This is a genomic window from Dellaglioa sp. L3N, from assembly GCF_054941095.1.
The window spans coordinates 806,580-831,202 of the sequence record NZ_CM142928.1 but is presented as its reverse complement, the minus strand read 5'-3'; the positions used below and the strand labels follow the sequence as shown (position 1 = coordinate 831,202).

The 24,623-nt window shown below is 31.8% G+C and carries 23 protein-coding genes; 8 read left to right on the top strand and 15 right to left on the bottom strand.

All coding sequences use genetic code 11. The features are described 5' to 3' along the window. Positions 1–72: 72 nt before the first annotated feature. Together ACVPPR_RS04245 and ACVPPR_RS04240 are read right to left on the bottom strand one after the other, a co-directional pair. Positions 73–963, bottom strand: a complete 891-nt coding sequence (locus ACVPPR_RS04245) for an ABC transporter permease (protein WP_462304737.1) — start codon at positions 961–963, stop codon at positions 73–75. A 96-nt stretch (positions 964–1,059) separates the two neighbouring features. After that, the gene (locus tag ACVPPR_RS04240; RefSeq protein WP_462297495.1) at positions 1,060–1,383 is read right to left on the bottom strand and encodes a metal-sulfur cluster assembly factor; all 324 of its coding nucleotides are present in this window, start codon (positions 1,381–1,383) and stop codon (positions 1,060–1,062) included. A 171-nt stretch (positions 1,384–1,554) separates the two neighbouring features. Between ACVPPR_RS04240 and ACVPPR_RS04235 the strand changes: the two genes are divergently transcribed. Further along, on the top strand, positions 1,555–2,367 hold the full coding sequence (locus tag ACVPPR_RS04235; RefSeq protein ID WP_462304736.1) for a Cof-type HAD-IIB family hydrolase: 813 nt from the start codon (positions 1,555–1,557) through the stop codon (positions 2,365–2,367). Between the two features lie 90 nt (positions 2,368–2,457). Here the strand turns inward: ACVPPR_RS04235 and ACVPPR_RS04230 are convergent, their stop codons facing one another. Both ACVPPR_RS04230 and ACVPPR_RS04225 read right to left on the bottom strand, forming a co-directional pair. Beyond that, a complete protein-coding gene (locus ACVPPR_RS04230; RefSeq protein WP_462297497.1) occupies positions 2,458–2,646 on the bottom strand; it encodes a 2-hydroxymuconate tautomerase in 189 nt (62 codons plus the stop codon). Positions 2,647–2,660: 14 nt separating this feature from the next. Next, positions 2,661–3,551, bottom strand: coding sequence for a YitT family protein (locus ACVPPR_RS04225; protein ID WP_462297498.1), 891 nt, complete (start codon positions 3,549–3,551; stop codon positions 2,661–2,663). A 207-nt stretch (positions 3,552–3,758) separates the two neighbouring features. On the opposite strand from ACVPPR_RS04225, the gene ACVPPR_RS04220 reads away from it, so the two are divergent. Then, positions 3,759–5,195, top strand: a complete 1,437-nt coding sequence (locus tag ACVPPR_RS04220) for a C69 family dipeptidase (RefSeq protein ID WP_462304735.1) — start codon at positions 3,759–3,761, stop codon at positions 5,193–5,195. A gap of 34 nt (positions 5,196–5,229) precedes the next feature. Next, the gene (gene yjeM / locus ACVPPR_RS04215) at positions 5,230–6,702 is read left to right on the top strand and encodes a glutamate/gamma-aminobutyrate family transporter YjeM (protein ID WP_462304734.1); all 1,473 of its coding nucleotides are present in this window, start codon (positions 5,230–5,232) and stop codon (positions 6,700–6,702) included. 43 nt (positions 6,703–6,745) lie between these two features. On the opposite strand, the gene ACVPPR_RS04210 is transcribed toward yjeM, so the two are convergent. Beyond that, positions 6,746–7,144, bottom strand: a complete 399-nt coding sequence (locus ACVPPR_RS04210; RefSeq protein WP_462304733.1) for an iron-sulfur cluster biosynthesis family protein — start codon at positions 7,142–7,144, stop codon at positions 6,746–6,748. Between the two features lie 74 nt (positions 7,145–7,218). Here ACVPPR_RS04210 and ACVPPR_RS04205 point away from each other — a divergent pair, with 74 nt between their 5' ends. Together ACVPPR_RS04205 and ACVPPR_RS04200 are read left to right on the top strand one after the other, a co-directional pair. Beyond that, positions 7,219–8,211: an MBL fold metallo-hydrolase gene (locus tag ACVPPR_RS04205; protein ID WP_462304732.1), complete on the top strand. Its 993-nt coding sequence runs from the start codon at positions 7,219–7,221 to the stop codon at positions 8,209–8,211. 35 nt (positions 8,212–8,246) lie between these two features. Beyond that, positions 8,247–9,461 carry a multidrug effflux MFS transporter gene (locus tag ACVPPR_RS04200; RefSeq protein ID WP_462304731.1) on the top strand — a complete coding sequence of 405 codons (1,215 nt, stop codon included), beginning with the start codon at positions 8,247–8,249 and terminating at the stop codon, positions 9,459–9,461. 57 nt (positions 9,462–9,518) lie between these two features. Here the strand turns inward: ACVPPR_RS04200 and ACVPPR_RS04195 are convergent, their stop codons facing one another. Further along, positions 9,519–9,941 (bottom strand): hypothetical protein, encoded by a 423-nt coding sequence (locus tag ACVPPR_RS04195; protein ID WP_462304730.1) that lies wholly within the window; start codon positions 9,939–9,941, stop codon positions 9,519–9,521. A gap of 168 nt (positions 9,942–10,109) precedes the next feature. Between ACVPPR_RS04195 and ACVPPR_RS04190 the strand changes: the two genes are divergently transcribed. Further along, positions 10,110–11,024, top strand: coding sequence for a protein kinase domain-containing protein (locus tag ACVPPR_RS04190; protein ID WP_462304729.1), 915 nt, complete (start codon positions 10,110–10,112; stop codon positions 11,022–11,024). Positions 11,025–11,209: 185 nt separating this feature from the next. Here the strand turns inward: ACVPPR_RS04190 and ACVPPR_RS04185 are convergent, their stop codons facing one another. From ACVPPR_RS04185 to ACVPPR_RS04175, 3 genes are all read right to left on the bottom strand, one after another. Next, on the bottom strand, positions 11,210–11,818 hold the full coding sequence (locus tag ACVPPR_RS04185) for an SHOCT domain-containing protein (protein WP_462304728.1): 609 nt from the start codon (positions 11,816–11,818) through the stop codon (positions 11,210–11,212). A gap of 76 nt (positions 11,819–11,894) precedes the next feature. Beyond that, positions 11,895–12,842 carry an Ltp family lipoprotein gene (locus tag ACVPPR_RS04180; RefSeq protein ID WP_462304727.1) on the bottom strand — a complete coding sequence of 316 codons (948 nt, stop codon included), beginning with the start codon at positions 12,840–12,842 and terminating at the stop codon, positions 11,895–11,897. Positions 12,843–13,057: 215 nt separating this feature from the next. Further along, positions 13,058–13,876 (bottom strand): CD20-like domain-containing protein, encoded by an 819-nt coding sequence (locus tag ACVPPR_RS04175; protein ID WP_462304726.1) that lies wholly within the window; start codon positions 13,874–13,876, stop codon positions 13,058–13,060. A 687-nt stretch (positions 13,877–14,563) separates the two neighbouring features. On the opposite strand from ACVPPR_RS04175, the gene ACVPPR_RS04170 reads away from it, so the two are divergent. Beyond that, a complete protein-coding gene (locus ACVPPR_RS04170) occupies positions 14,564–16,531 on the top strand; it encodes a CDP-glycerol glycerophosphotransferase family protein (RefSeq protein ID WP_462304725.1) in 1,968 nt (655 codons plus the stop codon). Between the two features lie 47 nt (positions 16,532–16,578). Here ACVPPR_RS04170 and ACVPPR_RS04165 read toward each other — a convergent pair whose 3' ends face one another. Beyond that, on the bottom strand, positions 16,579–17,424 hold the full coding sequence (locus ACVPPR_RS04165; protein WP_462304724.1) for an SDR family oxidoreductase: 846 nt from the start codon (positions 17,422–17,424) through the stop codon (positions 16,579–16,581). Between the two features lie 115 nt (positions 17,425–17,539). On the opposite strand from ACVPPR_RS04165, the gene ACVPPR_RS04160 reads away from it, so the two are divergent. Next, positions 17,540–18,007 (top strand): Rrf2 family transcriptional regulator, encoded by a 468-nt coding sequence (locus ACVPPR_RS04160; RefSeq protein ID WP_462304723.1) that lies wholly within the window; start codon positions 17,540–17,542, stop codon positions 18,005–18,007. 54 nt (positions 18,008–18,061) lie between these two features. On the opposite strand, the gene ACVPPR_RS04155 is transcribed toward ACVPPR_RS04160, so the two are convergent. The 5 genes from ACVPPR_RS04155 to cas9 all read right to left on the bottom strand — a co-directional run bounded on the left by ACVPPR_RS04155 (position 18,062) and on the right by cas9 (position 24,533). After that, positions 18,062–18,307, bottom strand: coding sequence for a hypothetical protein (locus ACVPPR_RS04155; RefSeq protein ID WP_462304722.1), 246 nt, complete (start codon positions 18,305–18,307; stop codon positions 18,062–18,064). A gap of 71 nt (positions 18,308–18,378) precedes the next feature. Continuing rightward, positions 18,379–19,050, bottom strand: a complete 672-nt coding sequence (csn2, locus tag ACVPPR_RS04150; RefSeq protein WP_462304721.1) for a type II-A CRISPR-associated protein Csn2 — start codon at positions 19,048–19,050, stop codon at positions 18,379–18,381. After that, a complete protein-coding gene (gene cas2 / locus ACVPPR_RS04145) occupies positions 19,047–19,352 on the bottom strand; it encodes a CRISPR-associated endonuclease Cas2 (RefSeq protein WP_462304720.1) in 306 nt (101 codons plus the stop codon). The genes csn2 and cas2 overlap by 4 nt, the downstream gene beginning before the upstream one ends. After that, positions 19,330–20,235, bottom strand: a complete 906-nt coding sequence (gene cas1 / locus ACVPPR_RS04140; protein ID WP_462304797.1) for a type II CRISPR-associated endonuclease Cas1 — start codon at positions 20,233–20,235, stop codon at positions 19,330–19,332. Before cas1 ends, cas2 begins: the two co-directional genes overlap by 23 nt. Before the next feature lie 236 nt (positions 20,236–20,471). Then, positions 20,472–24,533, bottom strand: a complete 4,062-nt coding sequence (gene cas9 / locus ACVPPR_RS04135) for a type II CRISPR RNA-guided endonuclease Cas9 (RefSeq protein ID WP_462304719.1) — start codon at positions 24,531–24,533, stop codon at positions 20,472–20,474. Between the last annotated feature and the right edge of the window lie 90 nt (positions 24,534–24,623).

Below are 24,623 nucleotides of genomic sequence, written 5' to 3'. Positions count from 1 at the left end.
ACGACATAAGTAAAGGCCTCAAATCATTGTTAGAAGAAACTAACTGATTTGAGGCCTTTACTAATTTTATTCTTATTTATTAACTCTTTTGCGAATCATCAAATAGAAAATACCTGATGCGATGATGAAAAGAATTCCCTCAAACTCATACAAAGCCAGCATATTTGTTTTAATAGAAAATTGTTCTTGCCCAATCGCTGTCCCTATTAAACCACCAACTAAGAAAGAACCCATATAAATTAACAGATTATTCCAAATAATTACTCGGTTTGATTGTTTGATAAATTTTTGGTTACGTATTTGCTTGCTAACGCCAATAATCCAGATATACGTTGCCATCATAACACCAATAACAACAGCTATTAAGCCAACAGCTTGCTGCCAATGTCTACTAATCCATGAATGGTCCGTCAAAATCAGCTTATCCTTAACTTGTTTTGACACTTTTGTATTAGTTAGTTCAGCAGTTAATGTATCCTTCGTCACGGCTTTTTTTGAATCAATAATAATTTTCGCATCATGTGCCTTTAAGTTACTTGTATCAGCAGCCGACATTGCGATAAAAATTTGATTATCCAGTTCAGAATTATATTTATCACCCATAATACCAATAACAGCAATATATTGCCCATTTAATTCGTAGTACTGTTGATGAAATGGTGAATACAATTTTTTTTCTACATTTCGGCCTACTACCGCTACTGGAACTTCAGATAGAAAGTCATTACTTGAAAAGAACGTCCCCGAAATCATTGGGGGTTGTTCATATTTGCCTTTTGCATAAAAATAAGACAGATTTTTCTTATTTTTAACTTGATAATGGATTTGAAAATTTGAAATTTTCCCTGAATTTGCCAACGACTTATTATACTTATCTAAATCTTGTTCTTTTGTTTTAAGAACATAAGCATTTTCAGATAAATTATGATTATCTAATTTTGTAATCAAATCTTTTTCTTGCATTTTAAAAAATAAAAATGTGGTAAAAAATGTCAATAACAAAATGACTACTATAAATATGTACCGCCTTCGCATCATTAATTCAATTACCCCTTAATTTTAATGTACACCCAATGCCATTTTTGCGTATCTCGACATACGCTGAATTGACCAGGCTGGACTCCAAATAAATTGGACAGTCACTTTTTGTATTTCTACAATTGGTTTTAGTGCCTCTTCTACCAAATCTGATAAAACACCTGTTAATGGGCAACCCATTGTTGTTAAAGTCATTTGTACATTACAATAATTATTGTTGTCTAATTCAACTTCATAGACCAATCCTAAGTTAATAATATCCATATCCAATTCTGGATCTATCACTTTTTCTAGATGTTCCAAAATATCTTGCTTAATAATTTCTGCACTTCGTCTTTCGCTCATAGGTTCAACCCTCTCTTAACCAGCTAATAACAATAGTTTATCGTTTCTATTTTAGCATTGCAATCTATTATTTTGATGTTATTAAACTCTTTACTTTTACTAAAAAGTAATTGTACTAGAATTCAACGCAGTAATATGATATTTTAAGTTAAGCTAATGGAGGACAATAATATGAATAAAAAATTAATCACAATTGATTTAGATGGTACCACTTTAAATAATGATGCAGAAGTTAGTTCTACAACAAAAAAAGTACTTAATCAGGCAACCGCTGAAGGTCACATTGTCAGTATCGTCACTGGCCGCCCCTACCGTATTTCAAAGCATATCTATGACTCATTGGGATTAACAACTCCAATGATTAATTTTAATGGGGCATTAGCCCATATTCCACACAAAGATTGGGATAAATCTTACGAATACACCATTAATCGAGATATCGTTTTTGATATTCTTAATTCTAGAAAAGAATTAGGTATCAATATGTTAGCAGCTGAAGGAAAAGATATGTTATTGGCTGATAATGCCAGTCAATTGGTTAAAGGTTTTTTTCCACAAGATTTAAAATCAAATCAAATCCTTAATCAGGAAAATCTAAAAAAAGATCCAACATCAATCACTATGTTTGTTGATCAAGATAAAAAGCAATTAATTACAAATAACCTACTTAAAAAATATGGCGATGTCATTGAAGTGAATACTTGGGGTGGCCCAAAAGCCGTTCTTGAAGTTGTTTCAAAAGGCATTCAAAAAGCAATTGGCGTTTCTTATCTAGCGGATTACTATGGTATTGCGCAAAAAGATATTGTTGCCTTTGGTGATGAAAGTAATGATAAAGAAATGCTTTCATATGCTGGTTGGGGCGTTGCAATGCAGAATGGGACACCTGCAATTAAAGACCTAGCTAATGATGTTACCTCTTTAAATAATCAAGAAAATGGCCTTGCTCATTATTTAGAAAACTATCTAAATTTAGCAAAATAATTATCGTTAAAACCCAGACAAGTATGCAGTCTGGGCTTTTTTTTACAAAAAAATGACTTTCAGGATAGCCCGAAAGTCATTTTAACGCTCTTATTTTTCGTCACTTTTTAGAACGCCACCAACACTATAACGGTCTTTACGCATTTCATTCAAAATGACATGAATATGTTCTGCTGGTGCACCCGTATTCTTTGAAACTGCACTAGTGACATCTTTAACTAAATTCTTAAGTTGTTCTTGTGAACGCCCTTCGATTAAATCAATATTTACAATAGGCATAATGAATCTCCTTTTTATTTTGCTGACTGTTCTCTTCGCAATAGTTCCTGTTGATCTGCATCCAAAAAATTCCCCTCAATATCGGCAGTATTCACCAAGTTAATAAAGGCATGCGGATCAACTTCACCAATTGTCATTTTTAAATTATATAATTCATAGCGCGTAATTACCAACATTAAAACATTACTGTCTTCATTTGAGAAAGCCCCTTTTGAATCAATAACCGTAATACCTCGGATTAACGATTTTTGCAGGGCACTGACGACCGTTTCTGCTTTTTTAGTGACAATAAATGCTGTTAATTTTTGATGAGAAGTATGAATGCTATCAACAACTCGTGACATAGCATAATTTGAAATAATGGTATAAAGGGCACTTTCCCAGCTAAAGTAAAAACCTGCCGTTAAAATAATAATCATATTCGTTAACAACATTAATGACCCAACCGTTCGCCCCGTTGTTTTAGTTAGAACTAATGCAATAATATCCATACCACCCGTTGAAAACCCATATTTCAATGCAAATCCAACGCCGGCACCCGTAATCACACCACCAAATAATGCTGCCATTAATGGATTATCTGATAACTGATGTACCGGTAAAATAATAGTAAAAATCGTCGTCACTGCAACAGTTAAAATACTATAATACGTGAAGGTACGACCTATTTTATACCATCCTAATAATCCAATTGGAATATTAAAAAGTAAAATTAAATATCCAGTATCAATTTTAAAATGAAATAAATCATTTGTAATTGATGAAAATAATTGCGCAATACCATTAATTCCGGCTCCAAAAATGTTACCAGGAATTAAAAAAAAGTTCAGTGCTAGCGCACTTGATAAACCAGCAAAAACAATAACACCAAGTCTCTTGCCAGTATCAGAAATAGATAGTTTCATAAATCGCCCTCCTTTGTTTATTATTCTATATATTTTACCTTTTATTAAGTAAAATTATTAATAAAATGAGAAATCTCTCATTTTAAATTTCCATTAAACTAACCTTATACAGCATAACCCTTTAAATATGAATATTTATTGCTCCAAATATAAATTAAATGATAAAATAGGAAGATATAAATTTACTCACAGAGAGGAGATATACTCATGACAATAGACCCTTTTAGTTTTTCAGCATGTACAAGTATTTTAGCTGGTTCCAAAGCAACTGCAGATGGTTCAACATTTATTGGTCGTAATGAAGATGCAAAGACAGCATGGCCAAAACATTTTATTGTTCACTCCCATACTGAATTTAAGCAATCACCCGTATTTGAATCACCTGATAACCACTTTAAAATGCCTTTACCAAAAATTCGTGGCAAATATTCAGCAACTCCTGAATGGACCCCTGAATTTGGGATTTTTGAAGAAGATGGCTTTAACGAATATGGTGTTGCGATGAGCGCGACTGAAAGTGCCTACGCAAACAGTCGTGTTCTCAGCTATGATCCTTTGTTAACTGAAACCGGGATTGGAGAAGAAGCAATCGTCACAATCACACTTCCTTATATCCATTCTGCAAGAGAAGGTGTGCGCTATCTTGGCTCACTAATTGAACAATATGGTTCAAGTGAAACAAATGGCGTCTTGTTCTCTGATCAAGAAAACGTTTGGTATATGGAAATTGCGACAGGCCATCACTGGGTTGCACAACGTATACCTGATAATTCTTACGCCGTTGTTGCAAACCAACTGGCTATTCAAGAAATTGATTTTACTGATTCTGATAATTTCACGTTTAGCACCGGTATTCAAAAGTTCGTTTCTGATAATCACTTAAATGGTCAAAATAATTCATTTAACTTTAGAAATATATTTGGGACGCAAGATCAATCTGATGCAATCTACAGTACACCAAGAGTTTGGTATGGCCAATTACTTTTGACACCTTCAGTAGAAGCACAGGATCCTATGAGCATGACTTTACCCTTCATTCGTCAAGCAGACCATTTAATTCAGCTCGAAGACCTGGAACAAATTCTTGGATCGCATTTTCAAGGAACCCAATATGATCCAATTGGCTCTGGGTCAATTAGCGACAAACATAAATTCAGACCTATTAGCTTAGCAAAAACGCAGGAATCACACATTTTACAAATTAAACCTGCCTTACCCTTTGAAATTGGTGGTATTCACTGGTTATCAATGGGTGTCACTGCTCAAAGCGTTTACGTTCCTTTCTTTGCGGGTATTTCGGATACACCAGAGAATTACAAGATTGGTAGCGATGTGTATGACGATAAATCTGCTTACTGGTTATACAAACAATTGGGCATTTTAGTTGACTCTCATTATTTAGAATTTGGTCCTTTATTAAAAAATCTCCAAAAAGAATTAACGAGTCAATTTAATGCCTCTGTAAAATTAATTCAAACAGATGCCATTTCAAAAAGTGGTCCAGCACTCACAGATTTTTTAACTAAAGAAAATCTAAAATTGGCTAATACCACCGAAATTAAAGTTAAAGCCTTAATTGGTCAGCTAATTACATTATCAACTGACTTCTCACCATTGAATTTTAAAACAGACCAAAACCTATAATTAATCAGAAACCGAAAGGAATTATAACAGTCTTATGGACAAACAAAAGAAGATTTCCCTAACAAGTTTCATTTTAATGATTTTCACTACCATTTTTGGATTTGCTAACACCCCTGTTGCTTTTATTCAGATGGGATATGCCAGTATTATTTGGTACGTTTTAGCCGCATTTTTCTTTTTCTTACCAACTGCATTAATGTTTGCGGAATATGGTTCAGCTTTAAATGAATCAAAAGGTGGTATTTATTCTTGGTTAGCTGAATCAATCGGCCCAAAACTCGCCTTCACAGGAACCTTTATCTGGCTTTTCTCATGGGTGGTTTGGATGGTATCTATTTCCTCTAAAGTTTGGATCCCGCTTTCAACAATTTTTGCCGGAAGTGATCAAACCCAATCTTGGGCTATTTTAGGTCTATCTTCAACACAATCTATTGGTGTTTTAGCCATTATCTGGATTATGTTGGTTACCTTTATTGCTAGTCGTGGTATTAGTAGCATTGCCAAGATTTCTTCAATTGGTGGTATCGCAATTTTAGGTTTAAATGCTATTTTCTTAATTTTAAGTATTATTATTTTAATTGTTAATCATGGTGCACTTCAAGAACCATGGCACGGGATGACAAGTATCATGACTTCTAGAAATCCTAACTACCAATCACCCATTGCTTTGATTTCATTTATTGTTTTTGCAATCTTTGCATATGGTGGTATGGAATCTGTTAGTGGTGTGACGGATAGTATTAAAAATCCCAAGAAAAACTTTCCAAAAGGTTTAATCATCTCAACTTTATTGATTCTTTTTGCTTATTCAATCTCAATCTTTTTCTGGGGTGTCAGCACCAATTGGAGCAAACTTGGTGGTCAAAATGCTAATTTAGGTAACATCTCTTACGTCTTAATGGAAAACTTAGGTAACTTCGCAGGTCATAGCTTCGGAATGAGTGCAGGTGCGTCAACAGTATTTGGGCACACACTTGCTAGAATTACTGGTTTAAGCATGTTTATGGCTTATACAGGCGCATTCTTCGTTTTAATCTATTCACCACTTAAATCATTTATTCTTGGAACGCCTAAAGACATTTGGCCAGCTAGAATGACGAAATTAAATAAACATAGCATGCCAGAATTTGCAATGTGGATTCAAGCTGCCGTCGTTATTGTCATCATTATGGCTGTTTCATTTGGCGGTTCAAATTCAGCATTATTCTATTCAAAATTAACATTAATGGGAAATATCTCAACTTCTGTTCCTTATTTATTCTTAATTGGTGCCTTCCCATTCTTCAAAAATCGTCAAGATTTAAACCGACCTTTTGAAGTGTATAAAAATAAAACAGCTACAATTATCATTACAATTTTCGTTTGGTTAGTTTTAGCCTTCGGAATTCTATTCACTGTTATCAGTGATACATTAAGTAATGCACTCTGGATGATAGCTGGTCCTGTTATTTCAGGATTAATTGCCTTCCTCTATTACTCACGTTATGAACGTAAAATTAAAAAATAATCAAAAAACAGCGTAAACAATAAAAATTGTTTACGCTATTTTTTTAAATTTTAATAAAATTTTCTAAACTAACAGTCCCCGTCAATAAACCTGACTTGTCGCCATGTAACGACAAACTATTAAAACGATCATTAACTAAAAGCTGCATATTATCATCCATATACGTCTTGCTATATCCCTTTACTCTAATTGGACCCAGGTCAGAATCAATAACTTCATCGTAAGCACTACTATCATTTTGGTTATTAACAATTAAAATTCTAAAGCTCGAATCTAATGAACAACTACCTTCTTTCGATAATGCACCAACACCATCGTCAAAATCAAGTAAGATTTGTGAATCATTACCAACTGATGTCTCAATTTTCTTCTTTGCATCTTCACTAATTTTTAAATACATGAGCTCACCACTTTCTTCTTCAATAATTAAATTGTACACCATCTATTATTTAAGACAACTATGACGACTTGAGACCATCGTGGTATGATAGTTTTAATTAGAAAGCGAGGTACACAATGACTACAATTAATCTGTCCAAAAATTCATTTGGTAATAGCATACAATTCAAAAGTTCACATTCAATCATCCAATTTGATAGTGCATCATTACCAAACAATGAAGTAGATGCGCTTTTATTAACCCATTTTTCAGTTGCCATTCATGAAAGACTGCTTAAATCTAACCCAAATCCAACTTTACCAATCTATTTGTCTAAAGAAGCCTTCGAGCTAAAACAACAGCTTGTCTTACTAGGCAAAATTAGTAAAACAGACTTAAATTACAAAATTATCCCAGTTAGCGTCCCACTAACTATTGATGATTTTACAATTACAGCTTTTCTATCAGACTCAATCTATACTGGTTCATTAGCTTTTTTAATAGAAGATAATAAGCATAAGCGAGCTTTTTTCACTGGCGACACACGATTAAATGGGCCTCATAAAAAAAGAACAAAAAAATGGATTCACAGCGTAAATCAACTACCCTTAGATATCATCATTTTAGATGTTCCTTATGAAATTGATGTTAATGACTACACTGAAACTACAATTTTAGATCATCTTAATAAGCTTTTATCTGTACCAGCGTTAACTTGCCTCAACGTCTCTGTCGAGAATCTCCATTTAATCCATGGACTAACCACTCTGGCAAAAAAATTAGAAAAAACAGTCGTGCTTAATCCTGACTTAAATCGTTTATTAACGTATTTTTATCCTGATACTGAGGTTCTATCATTAAATGCTGAAACTACTTTAGCCGTTAAAAATGAACCAGATAAGTATATTTTAGTCACAACTAAAAATATGGCAGTACCATTTAATATAACTGCTAAAAATCAATATTCACTTCTTGATTTTTTGGAACATTCCAAAAATATAAATGAACTACCTATTAATTCTCATTTATCGCCGTCAGACATCCATGAGTTATTAAATAGACTAGCCAATAACCCTAAACAACTCATAGTCATAGATCCATTTTTCAAAGATAATAGTGTAACTTACTAATATTTATTTTAATCATTAAAAAGGACGTGAATCGATTGGTTTTACCGTATTTCAAAAATCCCAAAAAACATGAATTATTTTTGACCGTTCTTCTAGGAACATTAAGTGCATTTGGCCCACTTTCAATGGATATGTACTTGCCAGCATTACCTACTATTCAGCAGCACTTACATACAACCGCATCTCTTACCCAATTAACGATTACAACTTGTTTACTAGGGTTAGCCTTGGGACAATTAATCGTTGGGCCGTATAGTGATAAAATTGGTCGTAGAAAGCCATTGCTTTATGGACTCGTGATATTTGCCATGACTTCTATTATCGCAGCAGCAAGTCAGAATATAACCATTCTAATTATCATTCGATTACTACAAGGATTAGCTGGATCAGCTGGGCTTGTTATCTCACGAGCAGTTGCCCGAGACTTATACACTGGAAAAAAATTAACTAAATTTTTCTCTCTTTTAATGGCAGTTAATGGTATTTTCCCCATTATTTCGCCGATACTTGGTAGCTTTATTTTAAAATTTATGTCTTGGCGTGGCATCTTTGTTATTTTAACAATAATCGGTTTACTACTATTTATTCTCGTATTAGTCACCTTACCTGAAACGAATCAAATTACACTTTCTAAATCAACATCAAGTGATTCTGGCTCAACCAAAAATATTCTAAAGAATTTAATTTCTGATAAATTCTTTTTGAGCTATGCGCTAATCCAAGGCTTTATCTCTGGAGCGATGTTCTGTTATATTTCAGGATCATCTTTCGTTTTACAAAATTTATTCGGATTATCGTCTAATCTATTTAGTTTGGTATATGCAATCAACGGGCTAGGCATTGTCTTAACGTCACAACTTAGTTCCCGTATTTCAGATACCTTTTCTGAACAAACTGGCCTAAAATTAGGCGTTTATCTAGCCTTATTAGGTAGCTTGTTATTAACAACTTCATTATTTATTAGTCATTCATTGTGGCTTGTACTCATTAGTTTATTTCTCATTGTTTCAATGGTCGGAATTGTTAACACAACCGCATTTTCATTGGCCATGCAACAGCAAGGTCAACATGCCGGAAGTGCTTCTGCTATTCTTGGTGTCGGTATGAACTTAGTTGGAAGTCTTTTATCTCCATTTGTAGGTATTATGGGTGATCACTCTTATATTCCAATGGCCATTTTAATTTTAATTTGCGAAATTTGTGCTTTACTTGTTTATCTTAATATTTCTACAAAAAAAGTTATGATTTAAGTTCTAAATATAAAATAAAACAGCTATAACTATCTTTAATAGATAGCTGTAACTGTTTTATTTTTCTTCATATAAGGGTTCAAGACTATTCATCGTTAAATGTGTTTCTAAGTCAGATTTATTTTCCGAATGTAATAGCGAATAAATAATATACGCATCTCGCTTATTTTTTGCGTATAATTGAGAATAGTTACTTTGCTTCAGCAAAATATTCATTTCTTCTAAAGATAACTTAAACCCAAATCCCAATAAAATTAAAGCATCTCTATTAGGATTACGTCGGCCATCAAACCATTGGTAAGCGGAGCTTGCATTTAAGTCAGCTCGTCTAATAACATCAATTTTTTTAAACTTTTTCAATTTTAATAATTTTTTTAAATGTCCTGCTACATCGCTTGGGATAAATTGATAGTCATTTAAATTATCACTCGAATTTGCACTTTTAATTTGATTAATAAATTCATCTGTAGTTTCACTCATTTTAGTACTCCCTACAACTATATATTTTTGAAAGGTTGCGACATTTTGCTATTTCCTTCAGACGTTACGATAGAAACTCTTTTACTTTCTCATGATTATCAAGTTATTAGCCATCTTAAATCAGACTCACAATCTCCGCTTCTAATAAAAAAACGTTCACAAATCTTTGTGGCTAAGTTAATTTCTGACAATGATTTACAATTAATTACCGTTTATAATAAAAAAACACCACGTCACATGCCTAAAATTGTTGAATTTATTAATGAACCTGACTTTAAGATGACGATTACAGAATACATATCTGGTGCATCCCTAACTGATGTACTAAAAACAACTCAATTAGATTTTCAACAAATAACTAAACTAGCAACTCAATTATTAGATAGTCTTGCCGATTTGCACGAAGTTGGAATCTTACACCGCGACATCAGCCTAAATAATATTATTCAGACTACTGACAACAACTATCAGTTAATTGATATTGATGCAGCTAGAATTTATAAAGGAACCTTACAAAGTGATACCGTCCATTTAGGAACTATTGGTTTTGCTTCTCCTGAACATTTTGGATTTGCTGAAACAGATGTCAGAAGTGACATTTATTCATTAGGCGTTGTTTTAAATCTAGTTCTGACACAATCAAATTTAGACTTAACGAATCAAAAAGTACGCTATTTACAAAGTATCATCATAAAAGCAACTAAAATTGATCCAGCACAGCGTTTTCAAACAATTGATGAGATGCAAAAAGAGCTCCCTTTCAAAAGGATATCACATACTACTGTTACTTTTTTTGACTGGATTGCTTATATATTTTTTATCATATTATTTCTCGTTCAATTTAACATTGCTAACCCAGTCGAAACAGCATTCAACTGGATCATAATAATGACACTAGCACTTCTTCCCTATCTTTTTTTCAGATACCTAACTTATTTTAAGCGCATAAAACAACTCAATTATTTTATCAAAGGGCCATTTTTATTAAAAATAATCGGTATCCTGTTATTCATCGTTATCTGGTTTACAATTAATGGTTTCTTATTAACTACGGTTGCCTCTTTACTTGGTATCACCATATAATAACATGTTCAATAATAAGCGATTAAGTTATCAGCAAATATTTTCAAAAATTAGTTAAATTTCAACAATATTTATGTTTAGATATTTGGACATAAAAAATTTCCTCATAATCGTTAGACTTATGTCTAACAATTATGAGGCCCCCTAAAAGAGTGTTTAGTTTCTTTTTAAAACAATACTAATTTTTACAAGTTTAAGGGTTCTTTCTTTTTAGCGTTGAATTCTTCTTCTGAAATGATTCCGTCATCCAGTAGTGATTTGTAACTCCTAATATCATCTTGGATATTAGAAGTGGGTTGATTAGTCATGATAGAATGCAATACTAAATTTAATTCTGATTTTTTTGTAGTTGATTTTCCTATATATGTTGAGAGTAAAATTTTTGATTGTTTAATATTTTCTTTTAACCAAGGAATCGATATTATATAAGTATACACAAGAAATTCACGATTTTTTTCATTTTTCATAGAGATTGTCATTTTTTGTGCATTAAACACTAATCTGCCATTAATGAGTCTCGATTTTTTAAGGTCTATATTAGTGAAATCATTTAATGAAATAAACATATCATTTCCAGAAAATTTATATAGTTTAGTTAGTCCAATAAATAATAATCCATCTGATTCAAAAGAAATTATATAAAATTTATCTATAAGTGATTTAATGGCTGATCCGAGAATCCATTCGCTTTTGCCAGTCGTTTCGGCAATAATGAAGTTGTTTTTGATTGATGAAAAACCTAATTTTATTTTATATTCAACAACGCTTGAGATGCTAGTATCGCCTATTGCCATGTTAATACCCCTCCTTATTGGCTTTTAACGTGGATCATATCTGCACGTAGGTAAGTATGTTTCTTGAACTGAGAGATTACTTGGTTAAATGATCAATTGCATAATTTGCTTGTTCTGCTGAGAATTTTTCTCCAGCATCAGCAGTAAGTTGTTCTCGTATAGCTTCAGGTGACATTGACATATCATCTTGAAAATATTTAGCTGAAACCAAAGCATTAGCATCCCAGTCAGCATCTACATTATCAACTGCATATTGTGCCGCCTCTGCTGAGAATTTTTCTCCAGCATCAGAGGTGAGTTGTTCATATAAGCCAGCTTTAGACATATTATCGGTATTAGCAAAGTAATCAGCACTGTTTAAAGCACTTTTATATTCGGCAGGTACTGAGGCTTTAGCACTATGGGCTTCTTTTTTAGATTCGGAGCCTACTTTTGATGATTCGCCTTTTGATTTGTTTGTTGATGAATTAGAACTGTCTTCATTTGAGTCGGAATCATCGGAATCTAGACTATTATAATATTTTACTTGGCTAGATGTCACTGTTAAAATAGTTGGGTCTATTTTTGATGATGCCATGCTCATAATTTTTGAAGGAATAGTAACTGATGTCCATTTAGTTGTATAATTAGTAACGACAAAAATAAGTGCATTTATTTTTTGCCCAGTTTTTTCATTATCTGAATCTATTAATGAAATAGGATCAATGCTAGCAGAGAATTTTCCATTTTCAACTTTAGGGAAAGAAGTCATATCACTGAGAGATGCAGAAGCATTAAACCCGTAATTCATATTTTTATCATCAGCGACTGATGATAAAATTTTAGAACCATCTGGGGCATTAGTTGTTCCTTCAACTTCCCAATCATGGTACTCATTTTCTGTTATGCTTGTAATTTTAGTTGTGTATACTTTCCGATTATCAACTTTGGTGTTTTTTGTTGATGAATTGGAGGTAGTTGAACCACATGCCGTAAAAATTAACATAGATAATAATAATGATGTAACTAATAGTACTTTTTTCATATGGTAATTCCTCCATAATCTATATTCCTACCCCTAGAAATATGATAAATTTTATTTACGATTTATATTTCTGTCCTCTAACTTGCTATTAACAGGTTAAGGGATTTTTTTTGTTGTTATAATATTGCTAGAATAAGTACAATCCAAATAATTAAACAACTGCAGCTTATTAGCGAGTTACCAGATCTAGATATTGAATTTTTAATTTTACTTGTTTATAGATTTAAAGTAAGGTCATACGTATGATATGCGTTCTCATCATCATAATTATCAGTGTCATAGTCTGCATCAAATTTAAATCTAATACTTGTTAATGAAGTCACTTTTTTTAATGATTTAACAGGAATAGTAACGGTCCCATCCTTTGTTACCTTGTTAGCAATATCCCCATCCCAATTTTCGTCAGAATCAGCTTCATGTTGTTCGCCATTACTAAAAATAGCGGTACCTTGAGTTGGATAAAATGAAATATCTTTTGAAGGTGTTACAGAAAAATGCAACTGAACAAATCCTGCTGCGTTAAAAGTACCATCGTTTGCTGATTCATATGAGTAAGATTTAACGAGTTTATACACAGTAACTTTATCAATTTTTACTTTAGTTCCAGCCCAACTATTGTCAGTAAAATTAACAGCATAATTTTTACTATCATTAAATTTATAGTCCGTATAAGCAACGGTTATTGATTTTTCTTTAGAATTAGTTTTAGACTGGTCTTTTTCACTATCAGTTGTTGTATGTCCTGCGACAGACTTACTTGCAGTATCATTATTAGTATCCGTGTTCTCTGCTGAATCACTATACGAAGATTGTGTCATTAAAACAATAGCAATTGCTACTATACTTAGAACTGTACCGATAAGTGCAAGTGTTTTTTTACTTTTTCTATTTATGATAAGCGCAATAAAGCCTAAAATAACTCCAATAATTCCTAAAAAGAATGCAAAATTATTAATAATTGGAACCCATGAAAATACTAAAGCCAGGCCTCCCCAAATAATTGACAATAAACCTAAAACTTTTTTTTCTGACATTGTAAATACTCTCCTTTTCAGCTTTTAACGTGAGTCCTCTCTGCACGTAAGATAGATTTTTTAACTTACTACAAACAGTGATGTAAAATATTCTGTTAATGCTAATTTAACAAACTTAATGAACCATGCACTTATCGTCAATTTGTCTGTAATAAAGTGTCTCTATAAAACCAATTAATTCCAAATATAATAGTAAAAACAACTAAAAAAATACCTGCTATTTCAAAAACTGGTAAAAAGTATCCATTCTGTTAATAACTAAAATGGCATAACCCACTTTTTACCAGCGTCTGAGATTAGTTAGGTACATATCTTTTCACTGATATTTATAAATTAATGTCATCATAAGATTAAAATCATTCATGTAATCTTACCAATTTTAACTAAAAAATAGTTTAAAAGTACTACTGAGACTCCTCATTGAATTTATTTTAAAGGATTATTAATTTAAGATTTTGTAATTTATATTCAAATTAATTATAGAATTTACCTAAGTATAATAAATTGGCCAGTTAAAAACGTCTGCATTTTGCATAGTTTCCATTTAGATTATTATTATAGTAAAATTAAATAGCATTAAACTTTCTTAACATTTAAATAATTGATTTTATGCTACACTATCAGTACAAAGTCTGAATACTTATTCAGCAGATAAAATTAAATTTGTACGATTAGGCTGGTGTTTTTATGGATAAAATAACGATTTATACAAAAGAAAATGCTTACTATCTCGAAAGTGCTACCTATATTTTTGATCATATTCACGTTAAAAATGAAAAATCTGGTAAAACGCTTAATTTTGAGCAAATAAATAAATTAACTTGGAAGATTAGCACAACAACCCTTAGCGACCTTTTTGAAAATAACTCACCAAATAAGGGGGTTATTTATTATGGTTTAGATGATAAACAAATTTCTGGAGAAAATTTTGAAATCATCACAACCACAGCATTACAATTGCGTATAGACAATCAAGACTTAGTTCTTTATCATACATTAGGTCATTATTTACGATTTATGTGGAATAAACAACCTTCACTGAAGTCATATTATAAATCAGGATATCTCACAGAAGTTTCTGATGTCAGCCATGACTCGCTCGAATTTACAATCAAAATAAAATCACAATACTTAGCACTGTCATCACTTACATTAATCATAAAAAATCGAGTATATAATCTGACGACAGAATTACCCAGTAATCTAATTTCAGTTGAAAATTTATCAACAAATAACTATGAATCTACTTTTATCGTAAAATTGAGTCCTTCTGAAATCTTCCCTCTCTTAACAGAAGATTTAACCTTAAATGCCTATGATCTTTCCATTTTTGATTACTCATTTAAAACGACCATTGCAAATATGACCATTAAAGAACTAATTTTTAGACTACCCATGCAATCAAAAAAAGCTGCATTAGATTTTTGGTATCCTTACGATCAATCAACGATGGTTCTTTTAAGTTTTTATTCAACTAAAAATGGCAATTTATCGAATAAGCTTAGTCTGCTTAAAAAAGAGGTCTATTCTGAACTTAAAACAAAAGATGACACTTTCTTCCATCCAGTTACAACGGAAAAAATTCTTTTGATTACCGAATATCCACAAAAAGCACAAGATAACGGACTTGCCTTTTTTGATTATCTGATGAAAAATAAAACTGAATTTAAGCCCTATTATGTTGTAACAAATGATTCCAAAGACTTAAAAAATTTAAAAAAATATAGGGACAACGTTATTTTTTACAAAAGTATTGCCCATATTGAATTATTTTTCAAAGCTAAGTATCTCGCCCACACCCATAATTCTAATTATGTATTACCCTTTTACAGTGATTCAACTATTACAAAACTAAAAAAAATTAATAAAGTATTCCTTCAACATGGCATTACTGGTTCTAAAGATGTCTCAAAACTTTACGGTAACCAATATCACCCTACTTTTACAGATAAATTTATTGTCAGTTCTCAAAGAGAAGCCACTATAATTCAAAATAAATTCAACTATTCAGAAAATGACATCAAAATAACTGGTTTAGCGCGATTTGATAACTTACTTAATAAAAATTGGCGACAATCTTTTTTACCCCATAGAAAACGGATCCTAATTATGCCTACTTGGCGTAATAATCAAGAATTTCTATCTGATAGTGACTTTCTGGAAACTACTTTTTACAAAACCTACCAGAGTTTAATCACTAATTCAGATTTAAAACTATTTGTTAAATCTCATAAAATAGACGTTAATTTTTATCTTCATACTAATTTTCAAAAATATCGTCACCTTTTTAATTCTGAATTTGTGTCAATCCTTCCAGAAGGACAAAAAAGTGTCCAATTCTTATTAAAAAATCATGAGCTTTTAATAACAGACTATTCCAGTGTTGGTTTAGATTTTGCCCTACAAAATAGACCCATTCTCTATTATCGATTTCCAGAAGAATTGACTAAAGAACCGAATCAGACCAACTCAGAATTTTTCTTACCTGGACCAATTGTCTCTAAAGAAACTGATTTGATTAACCAAATAAAAGTAAAAATATTCAATCATTCATTAGACGTTACCTATCAGCAACTCATTCATGAAAATCTTTATTCGTTTACTGATTGTAATGCTCGGTTAAGAATTTTAAAGGTATTTAGAGAATTTGAATAATAAAAAAACCGCAATTTTAAAATTGCGGTTTTTAAGTACATTAATTTTTATTTTAATAATTCTTTTATTGCTTCTGGGAATGACATTAATTCATGACCCAAAGCCATTTCAAAATCAGTTGAATCAACATCTAACTGACCATCTTTAATATCATATTGGAATACTAAGAAGATTTTTGCAACTTGTTCAGGTAATCCAGCATTTATTAAACTATCAATGAATTCTTTATCATTACCTGCAATAATGTCAAATTTCTTACCTGTTGCTTGTTCCAAAGCATCAGCCAAAACAGCATAAGTAACAGGCTTACGTGATAATTCCAATACTTCTGAGAAATCAGCGCCTGCAAGTGCCTTTGCGGCAACCTCCGCATATTCACGTTTTAGTGCCCATCCTGTTTTACCTTCTCCAGCAGCGTAGACAAATTTACCACTAGCCATTGCGCCGCCAATAATTGGCATTTCATTTTCTAAGTACCAATTATTACGTAAAAATGTATGTGCAATACCAGATTCTTTAATTAATTTTTCAGTAAACCGATGATCTGCCGAAAGGCCACTCTTAGAGTTATCTGCATCTGGAAAACTTGTGTATGCAATATAAGAAACACCCGCTTCTTTTGCTGCATCAATCACATTTTTTTGGTTAGCTTGACGATCATCAGTACCCATTGAGATGAAGAGCAAGCGATCGATACCAGTTAATGCTTTTTTCATTGATGCTTCATCAGAATATGACCCGATTCGAACGTTATAACCAGCATCTTTTAATGCTTGTCCTTTTTCTTCACTACGAGCAAGTACATAAGTTTCAGAAATTGGAACTAAATCTTTTAAAACCTTTAATGCGTAGCCACCAAAGCCACCCGTTGCGCCAGTTACTAAGTATGTCATATCAACCACTCCTAAAATTTTATTTTTAAGTACCTGTACATTTATTTGGTACAGGTATATAGTATACCTATCAGAGAAATAGTCAAGACTTACTTTTAGAAAGGAACCTTAACAAATGAAATATTCAGTTCAATTCAGTGACGCAATTCATATTTTGGCTTACATCGAAATTTCTAAAGATACAAATTTTCTATCTAGTCAAAATATTGCGAATAGCGTTGAAACAAACCCGTCAAATGTTAGAAAAATTATGAGTCACTTAAAAAAATCAGAATTAATTATGACAACCAATGGACAAGCAAAAGCAACTCTTGCTAAATCACCCAAAGAAATTAGCTTATTAGATATTTATAGAAGTATCGAGGGTAATACCCGATTGATTCAGGTAGATCCTAAAACAAATCCCGCTTGCTTCGTTGGTGGTAATATTCAAGATGTCTTGTCCGAACAATATGCCTTACTTCAAGATAAAGTTGAACAAGAAATGACTAAAATTACATTAGACAAAATTATTCACCAAATAGCAACATTAGAAACAGATCGTAGACCTGAGAATGCTGGAATTATGGCACCGTTTATTTAAAATAAATAGTAATAGGTTCTAAGAAGGCTAGTTATGCCTCTTTAGAACCTATTACTATTTTGTTTGATACTCTTCTAAAACCAAGATGCGTCTAAAATAAATGATTCTGATGCTAATAAACTCATTGATTTGATACTCTTCTAAAACTACGTGAACGGTCGATGTCCCTTTGATTTGGCTAATAAACTCATTGATTTGATACTCTTCTAAAACTATCTGAATTTGAAGAGCAAGTAGAACTTGGCTAATAAACTCATTGATTTGATACTCTTCTAAAACAAAAGCTGTTGTAGATTTCATTAATCGTGTGCTAATAAACTCATTGATTTGATACTCTTCTAAAACCGTTTTTTTCTCATCAAAATATAACGCTACTCATATCGCCATTCTACATAATCACTATCAATATGATAATACCGACATTCCTGGTATTTTTTTGCATCAATTATTTCTGAAAATTCAATGATAAAGAGTTTTACATCTAATGTCGCCACTAAGCTTACCAATTCATTAAATTGGCTGATACTAAGATAGTGCGAAACGTTCATTAACACAATAATTTTTGATTCATTTAATTCTGAAGCAGTTAATATTATACTTTCTATTATACCATAGGAATTACCTTGAACAACATTTGAAAATGTTAAATTAAAGAATTTAATTGTTCTTGTTACGTCCCACTCTTGATTCACTTCTAAAGCGATATCATACATAAAAGTAAGATCTAAAATAGCTGTTCGAATCTCTGTATCTAATTCGGCCAATTTTTGCCTTTGATCATCACTTAAATCACTAATTATTTTTTTAATGAGCCGACTTTGAAACAATTTATTTAAATCAATAGTAGATATTTCTCCAGCAAATATAATTGCTTTAGTTATTTCCAATAATTCATACTGATCATCGCTCACTTTAATAGTATCTTGTTCTTCTTTTATTCCCGTAATCATTTTTGTATATACTTCCGCTGAGCTCGTACTGAACACTGTTATTTTACGATTTTCAATTTCAAATGGCTTATACGGGTACAAGGTTATTTTCATAGGATTAATGTCCTTTCAGATGAATTCCGAACGTCTTTTTTGAATTCACCAGCTAAAAAATGCATTTTATTATATTGCTGTTCTGTCACCATTAAAGTCTGAATTAATCCCTGATCAGGAACATAGCTAGCAATTCTATTTTCTATAAATTGTGCTGATTGTTTACTAACACATACCCTAACATAGACTGAATATTGAATCATTAAAAATCCTTCGTTTAATAAAGCCTTTCTAAAATGACGATAAGCTTTACGTTCAACACTAGTTTGAGTCGGCAAATCAAACATTACTAATAATCGCATTATTCGGTACCTCATGAATCATCTCCACCTTCACTATCAGATTATCTTTCGAACCATTCATAAAGTTCAAACAATTTTGCACATGTCTCGTTAATGCATTTCTTAAAATCATAGTTTGATCATTATAACTTAATTCTAAATTCAATAATTCGATTAGCCCAAACTTAATATCAGGCGTTAAACTAATCATTTTTTGATGCGCAACCCAATAATCAATGACCGGGCGAAATGGTTCCATTAAGTCAGATCCTAAATTAAAATCATTCATTGTATTATAATGATGAATACCCAACTGTGTTAAAGAACCATTGCAAACAATTTCTCTATTTACCGCAGATAATAGGACACTATAACCATAGTTAAGCGCTGCATTAATTGCACTGGAATCATTACGTGAAAATTCTTTTCCAAATACTAATTTAAAATACCTTCGAGCGACAACTGCTTCTCGATTACTTTGATCCCCGAATTCAATTTTTTGAGACTCTAACTCTAATTCTGAGCTTTCTTTGTTTAATAACTGTACAACTTGGATTTGCATTGCTATTTTTGCACTCACCACTTCTGTCCATGCGCCATCCTTTAATTCAGACAACCAGGCACATTGATTTTGAATGGAAACGCTACTCCGATTACCTGGATATTGTTCAACAACCTCACATGCTGGATTGCCATCACGTCCAGAAAATATGATTTTAGCACCGGAACTACTTAACTCCGTAATTGCTGGAACTGTTAAAACCGCCTGTGTTGTTTCAACTAATAAAATTTGGATATCATCAATTGGAATCTGATGTGTCTCAGCGTTCATTTGAACAATGATCTTCCTCCCAGAATAAGATATCTTCGCGTGCTGTGTAATAACTACCGTCCGCCATCCCATATTCTCCACTCCCATTTCAATAACGATACTTGTCTTTCGTAATCAAGCATGTTATAATTTTGTTGTTAAGTTTGATACACTTAACTAATGAACTTATTGATTTGATACTCTGTGTTAAAATCAAACGAAACCTTCGGGTTGAGTTTTTACTTATGAGCCTCGTATGAGGCCTTTTTTTGTGTCTAAAATTTAAAAAGCTAGTATATCATTTCAATAATGATACACTAGCTTTTATTTTATAAATCTTTTAAAGCAACTCGACGTTCAAATAATCCTGTTGGTGATTGATAGATAATCTTAGTATCAGATATAAAGCTTATTTTCAAAGTTTGCAACTTTCCAAAATCTGTTTTAAATCCCAGTTCATTAAGTTTACTAATAGATGCATTGGCATGTAACCCAATTAAAATTCTATCTAATAGTGTTTTTTGACCTACCTGAATTATTTTATGATTTTCCCATTGATCATCCCATGGTAACTCACTAAAAATAATTTTTCCTTTATTTAATTTTTCTCTAAACCCGTTAATATCATACACTGAAAAATAATTGTTGACCTGTTTTAATATCTCTTCATACACTTCTACAGATTTTTCCTGTGATTCTTTTTTTGACAAATTATTATTCAATAATTGAATTGAACTTTTCGCTAAGAACAGTTCTTGTGCATTATGTCGATAGCGATCCGTCGCAATCGTTAATTCCTGCCCGTTATCAGCAAAGCGCTGATTAATCATTACTTTATCCAATATAATATCAAAAACTACATTCTGCTTAAATTGTGGTTTCAGCAATGTTTTTAATCTTGCTTTTCTTTCTATTTTATCTGAAATTTTTCCAAGTTCATTAACCCACATTCGATTAACACCACATATTTGGTATCTTTCACCCTTTTTATCTTCAACCCGAACTAAACACATATAACCAATCTTTTTACTTGAGTAACCACCATAAAGGGCTGTAGGTCGATTATTTTTAACAGGAATTAATTGTCTTGCGCCTTGCCCGCTTAATTTATCATCTTTTGCTTTATAAATTGTTTGATTATACAATTCACTATTATTTGTATGGACTTCACGAGCCATCACAATTTTTTTGAAATTATAAATTTTATTCATATAAGCTAAATCATTATTCTTTTGCCAAATAAGCTCACCAGTATTCTCAACAACAACTTGTTCTTTTTTTAATCCAGATAAAAAGTTGAAATTACGCCACTCAGCATTTTCAGGCATCCCTTTTTGATACTCACCGTAAACAAAGTAAGATTCTAATTTAGGATATTTTTTTAATAAATATAATCCAACAAAAGCTGTTAGGTATGCATCAAATGCATGATGATAATTATTTACATTTCGATTTTTTGGAAAATCAAAATCTTGACGTAATTGGTGAGTTAAATTACTTTTAACTGAAATTAATTTAACATCATCTTCAGAATACTTACTAATCAATAAGTTAGTAGCAAGTTTAATAATCTGTCTTGTTTCAACTAATTGACGATTAATGAACCCATTCATCGTGTACTTATTCATGTGTTCAGGATTCAATGTTAAGTTATTATATTTTTTACGAGTGATTAATCCTACACGTAGCATTTGTTCCCAATGTTCGCGCATCTCTTTACCAAATTTAACTTCAGCAAAATCATTTAAAGGTAATTGATCAGACTTACTTCTATTGATTTTAGCTGAAACTAAGACGCGGTTATCTAATGAATTATCTTTTATAAATGCTTGTGGCAAAATATGATCAATATCGTATTTTGATAAATCATCGATATTTAACGGTTGATTTGTGTACATATCACGACCGCCCTGCATAAAGTATAAAAATAATCTTGTCTTAGCCAAAGCTGAGTTAGAAAGGTCTTTAAGATCTTGTTTAATTTTTGAATCGTTTAAAAGATCTGAACTAATTGTCTGATAAACGTTCTCAACTTGTCGTTTACGTTGAACTGATAATCTTGGATTATCTTCTTTTCCTTTAGCAAATTCGATTAGAATTCGATTAGGTACCTGATTTTTCATTGCTTTTTGAATATCGTCAACAACTAATAAAATTTGACGAAGTGCTTTTTTATTTTGTGGTGATGTATATAAATTATCAATAACTTCTTGTGAATCATTATCAGTTAACATAACTTGATTAGACTCAGTAACAACTCGATCGAAGTCTTCTGAATGAACAATTTGCATAAAATTATCATTTGTATCCCATAATTTATCCATAACTCGCTGACCATTTTGATCAACTAGTTTCATCAATAATTTATTTGATAATCTACCCCAACCACGGTAACGTTTTGCAGACATATTTTTGCGTTGACCGTCTGATAACCATTCAATCTCATTCAATTTATCAGCAAATATGCGCCCATCTTCAAATATTGTTGACCATTCAATCATTTTTTCAAAATCAGTTTGCCTATCGCTGTCATCCACCAAATCTCCAAAGATAAGTTTCAATTCATGATAAGTGCTTAAACTGCTATTAAATTTTTCACCATCTGCTAATCCGGTAATTATGGGAGCACTAGCATACTGACCGTCTACAACTAAATATTTTTGTATATTTTTAACTGAAACATGTGCTTGTTTTAAAAATAAGTTATTATAGATAGCTTGTTTTTGGTCCAAAGTAATATGTTCATCATCAATTTTGATAACATTCAATTCATTTAACACTTCGAATCGTTGATAAATCATGCTTCTTTTAGGTAAAACATCCTCAGCTAATAAGTAAGTATCAGTTGTGGTCATTCTCTTAATAAATTCATTTGCTGAAGCCTGACGATCAACCTTGTCATCGAAATTCCAAGGCGTAATTGCGCCTTGTTCTTTACGTATCATCCATGCAAATTTGGCATTTGAAGATTTTTGCTGGTCGTCAGCTGTAATCATAGGTCCTACATAATAAGGCACTCTAAAGTTAACTAATTCATCCAACTTATAATAAGCCGTATTTTTTCTTTGCCCATTAGGATTAATTTCTGCTAACCAAGGATAGTATTGTTTTTGATTTTCAATAATTTGATCTAATTCTTTTTGGTGTAACTGATGTGGAATAGCCCCATTATCTTTTGTCCGTTGTTTAGGCATAAATTGTTCTAATTCAATTAAATTTAAAATTTCAGTAATTTTTTCATTGGCTTCTTGTTTTTTTAGAACTTTACCAATACTACTGTAGAAGTCTTCTCTAGTAGTATTATTATCAATATATGCGTCATAAGCACTTCGTAATTCCTGTTGTTCTTTCTCTGATAATTGATTTCGAACTTCTCTTAATAATGTTAAATGTTCACGATGATCTTTATACTTTTCAATCATTGATTGGGATAATGATTGACCTTCTGGCACAATCCCAGCTAATAAAACACTAGAATATAATTCTCTCAATAATTCAATAACTCGATTTGCTTGCTCATTATCACTTATATTTAAACCATTCAACTTGTCATCAAAATCTTCTGCATTAAAACTTAACGTCCAAGCCTTAACATCATCAACTTCAACTCCAGAAAGAATATTAAATTTAGCCTTTAATCCTAAAATTGCTTTTAAGATTTCTGTTGCGATTGCTTTATTTTGTTTTTCCTTCTTTTTATCTGTAACACTATGATAAATCTGCGGTAAAGCATCACGTTGTCGTGTACTTGCACTTTTATTATGATCTAACAGAATATCTTTCACAGCATCTAAATGCTCCGTTGATAGTTCAAATTGTGAGTCCTTGAAAGTAACACTAAATATGTTCATTAAGTTGTCAAAATGTCCTGCCAAATCAAATTCACCACTCTTAAATGAACTTGCTGGTGCCACATTTAAAAAGTGACCACGATATTTAACAATATGATGCATTGCCAAATATATTTCACGTAAATCAAATTGTTTTTGCTCTGTCATTAATGCAGCTCTCAAATGATAAATCGTTGGATACTTTTTATAAAAATCAATATCTGATTGATCATTAAATAAACTCATTTTGGGATATTTTTTTTGACTGTCCTTTGGACTCAGATTAGATTGCTTTTGACGTAGAAAAAAAGAAGCATCTATCGGCGTTATGTAAGGTTCGAATATTTCACGCAATAACCCTAATCGCCATTTTCTTCGTTTCAAACGTCGACGCGTTGTTCTAAAACCTCGACGTTCTTCAGCCGTTTTCCCTTCATCATATAATCGGACTCCGTATCCCATTTTTCCCTTAACTCGAATTAATTTGCTTTGGTCATCAACTACCGACCAACCTATAGAATTTGTTCCAATATCTAACCCAATATTATACTGTTTACTCATCTTCTCACTCCTTTTAATTTATAGAAAAGGTTACTATTACACTGTCACATTTTAACATATTTTTCCTCAAATAAAAAAAGCCTTGATATA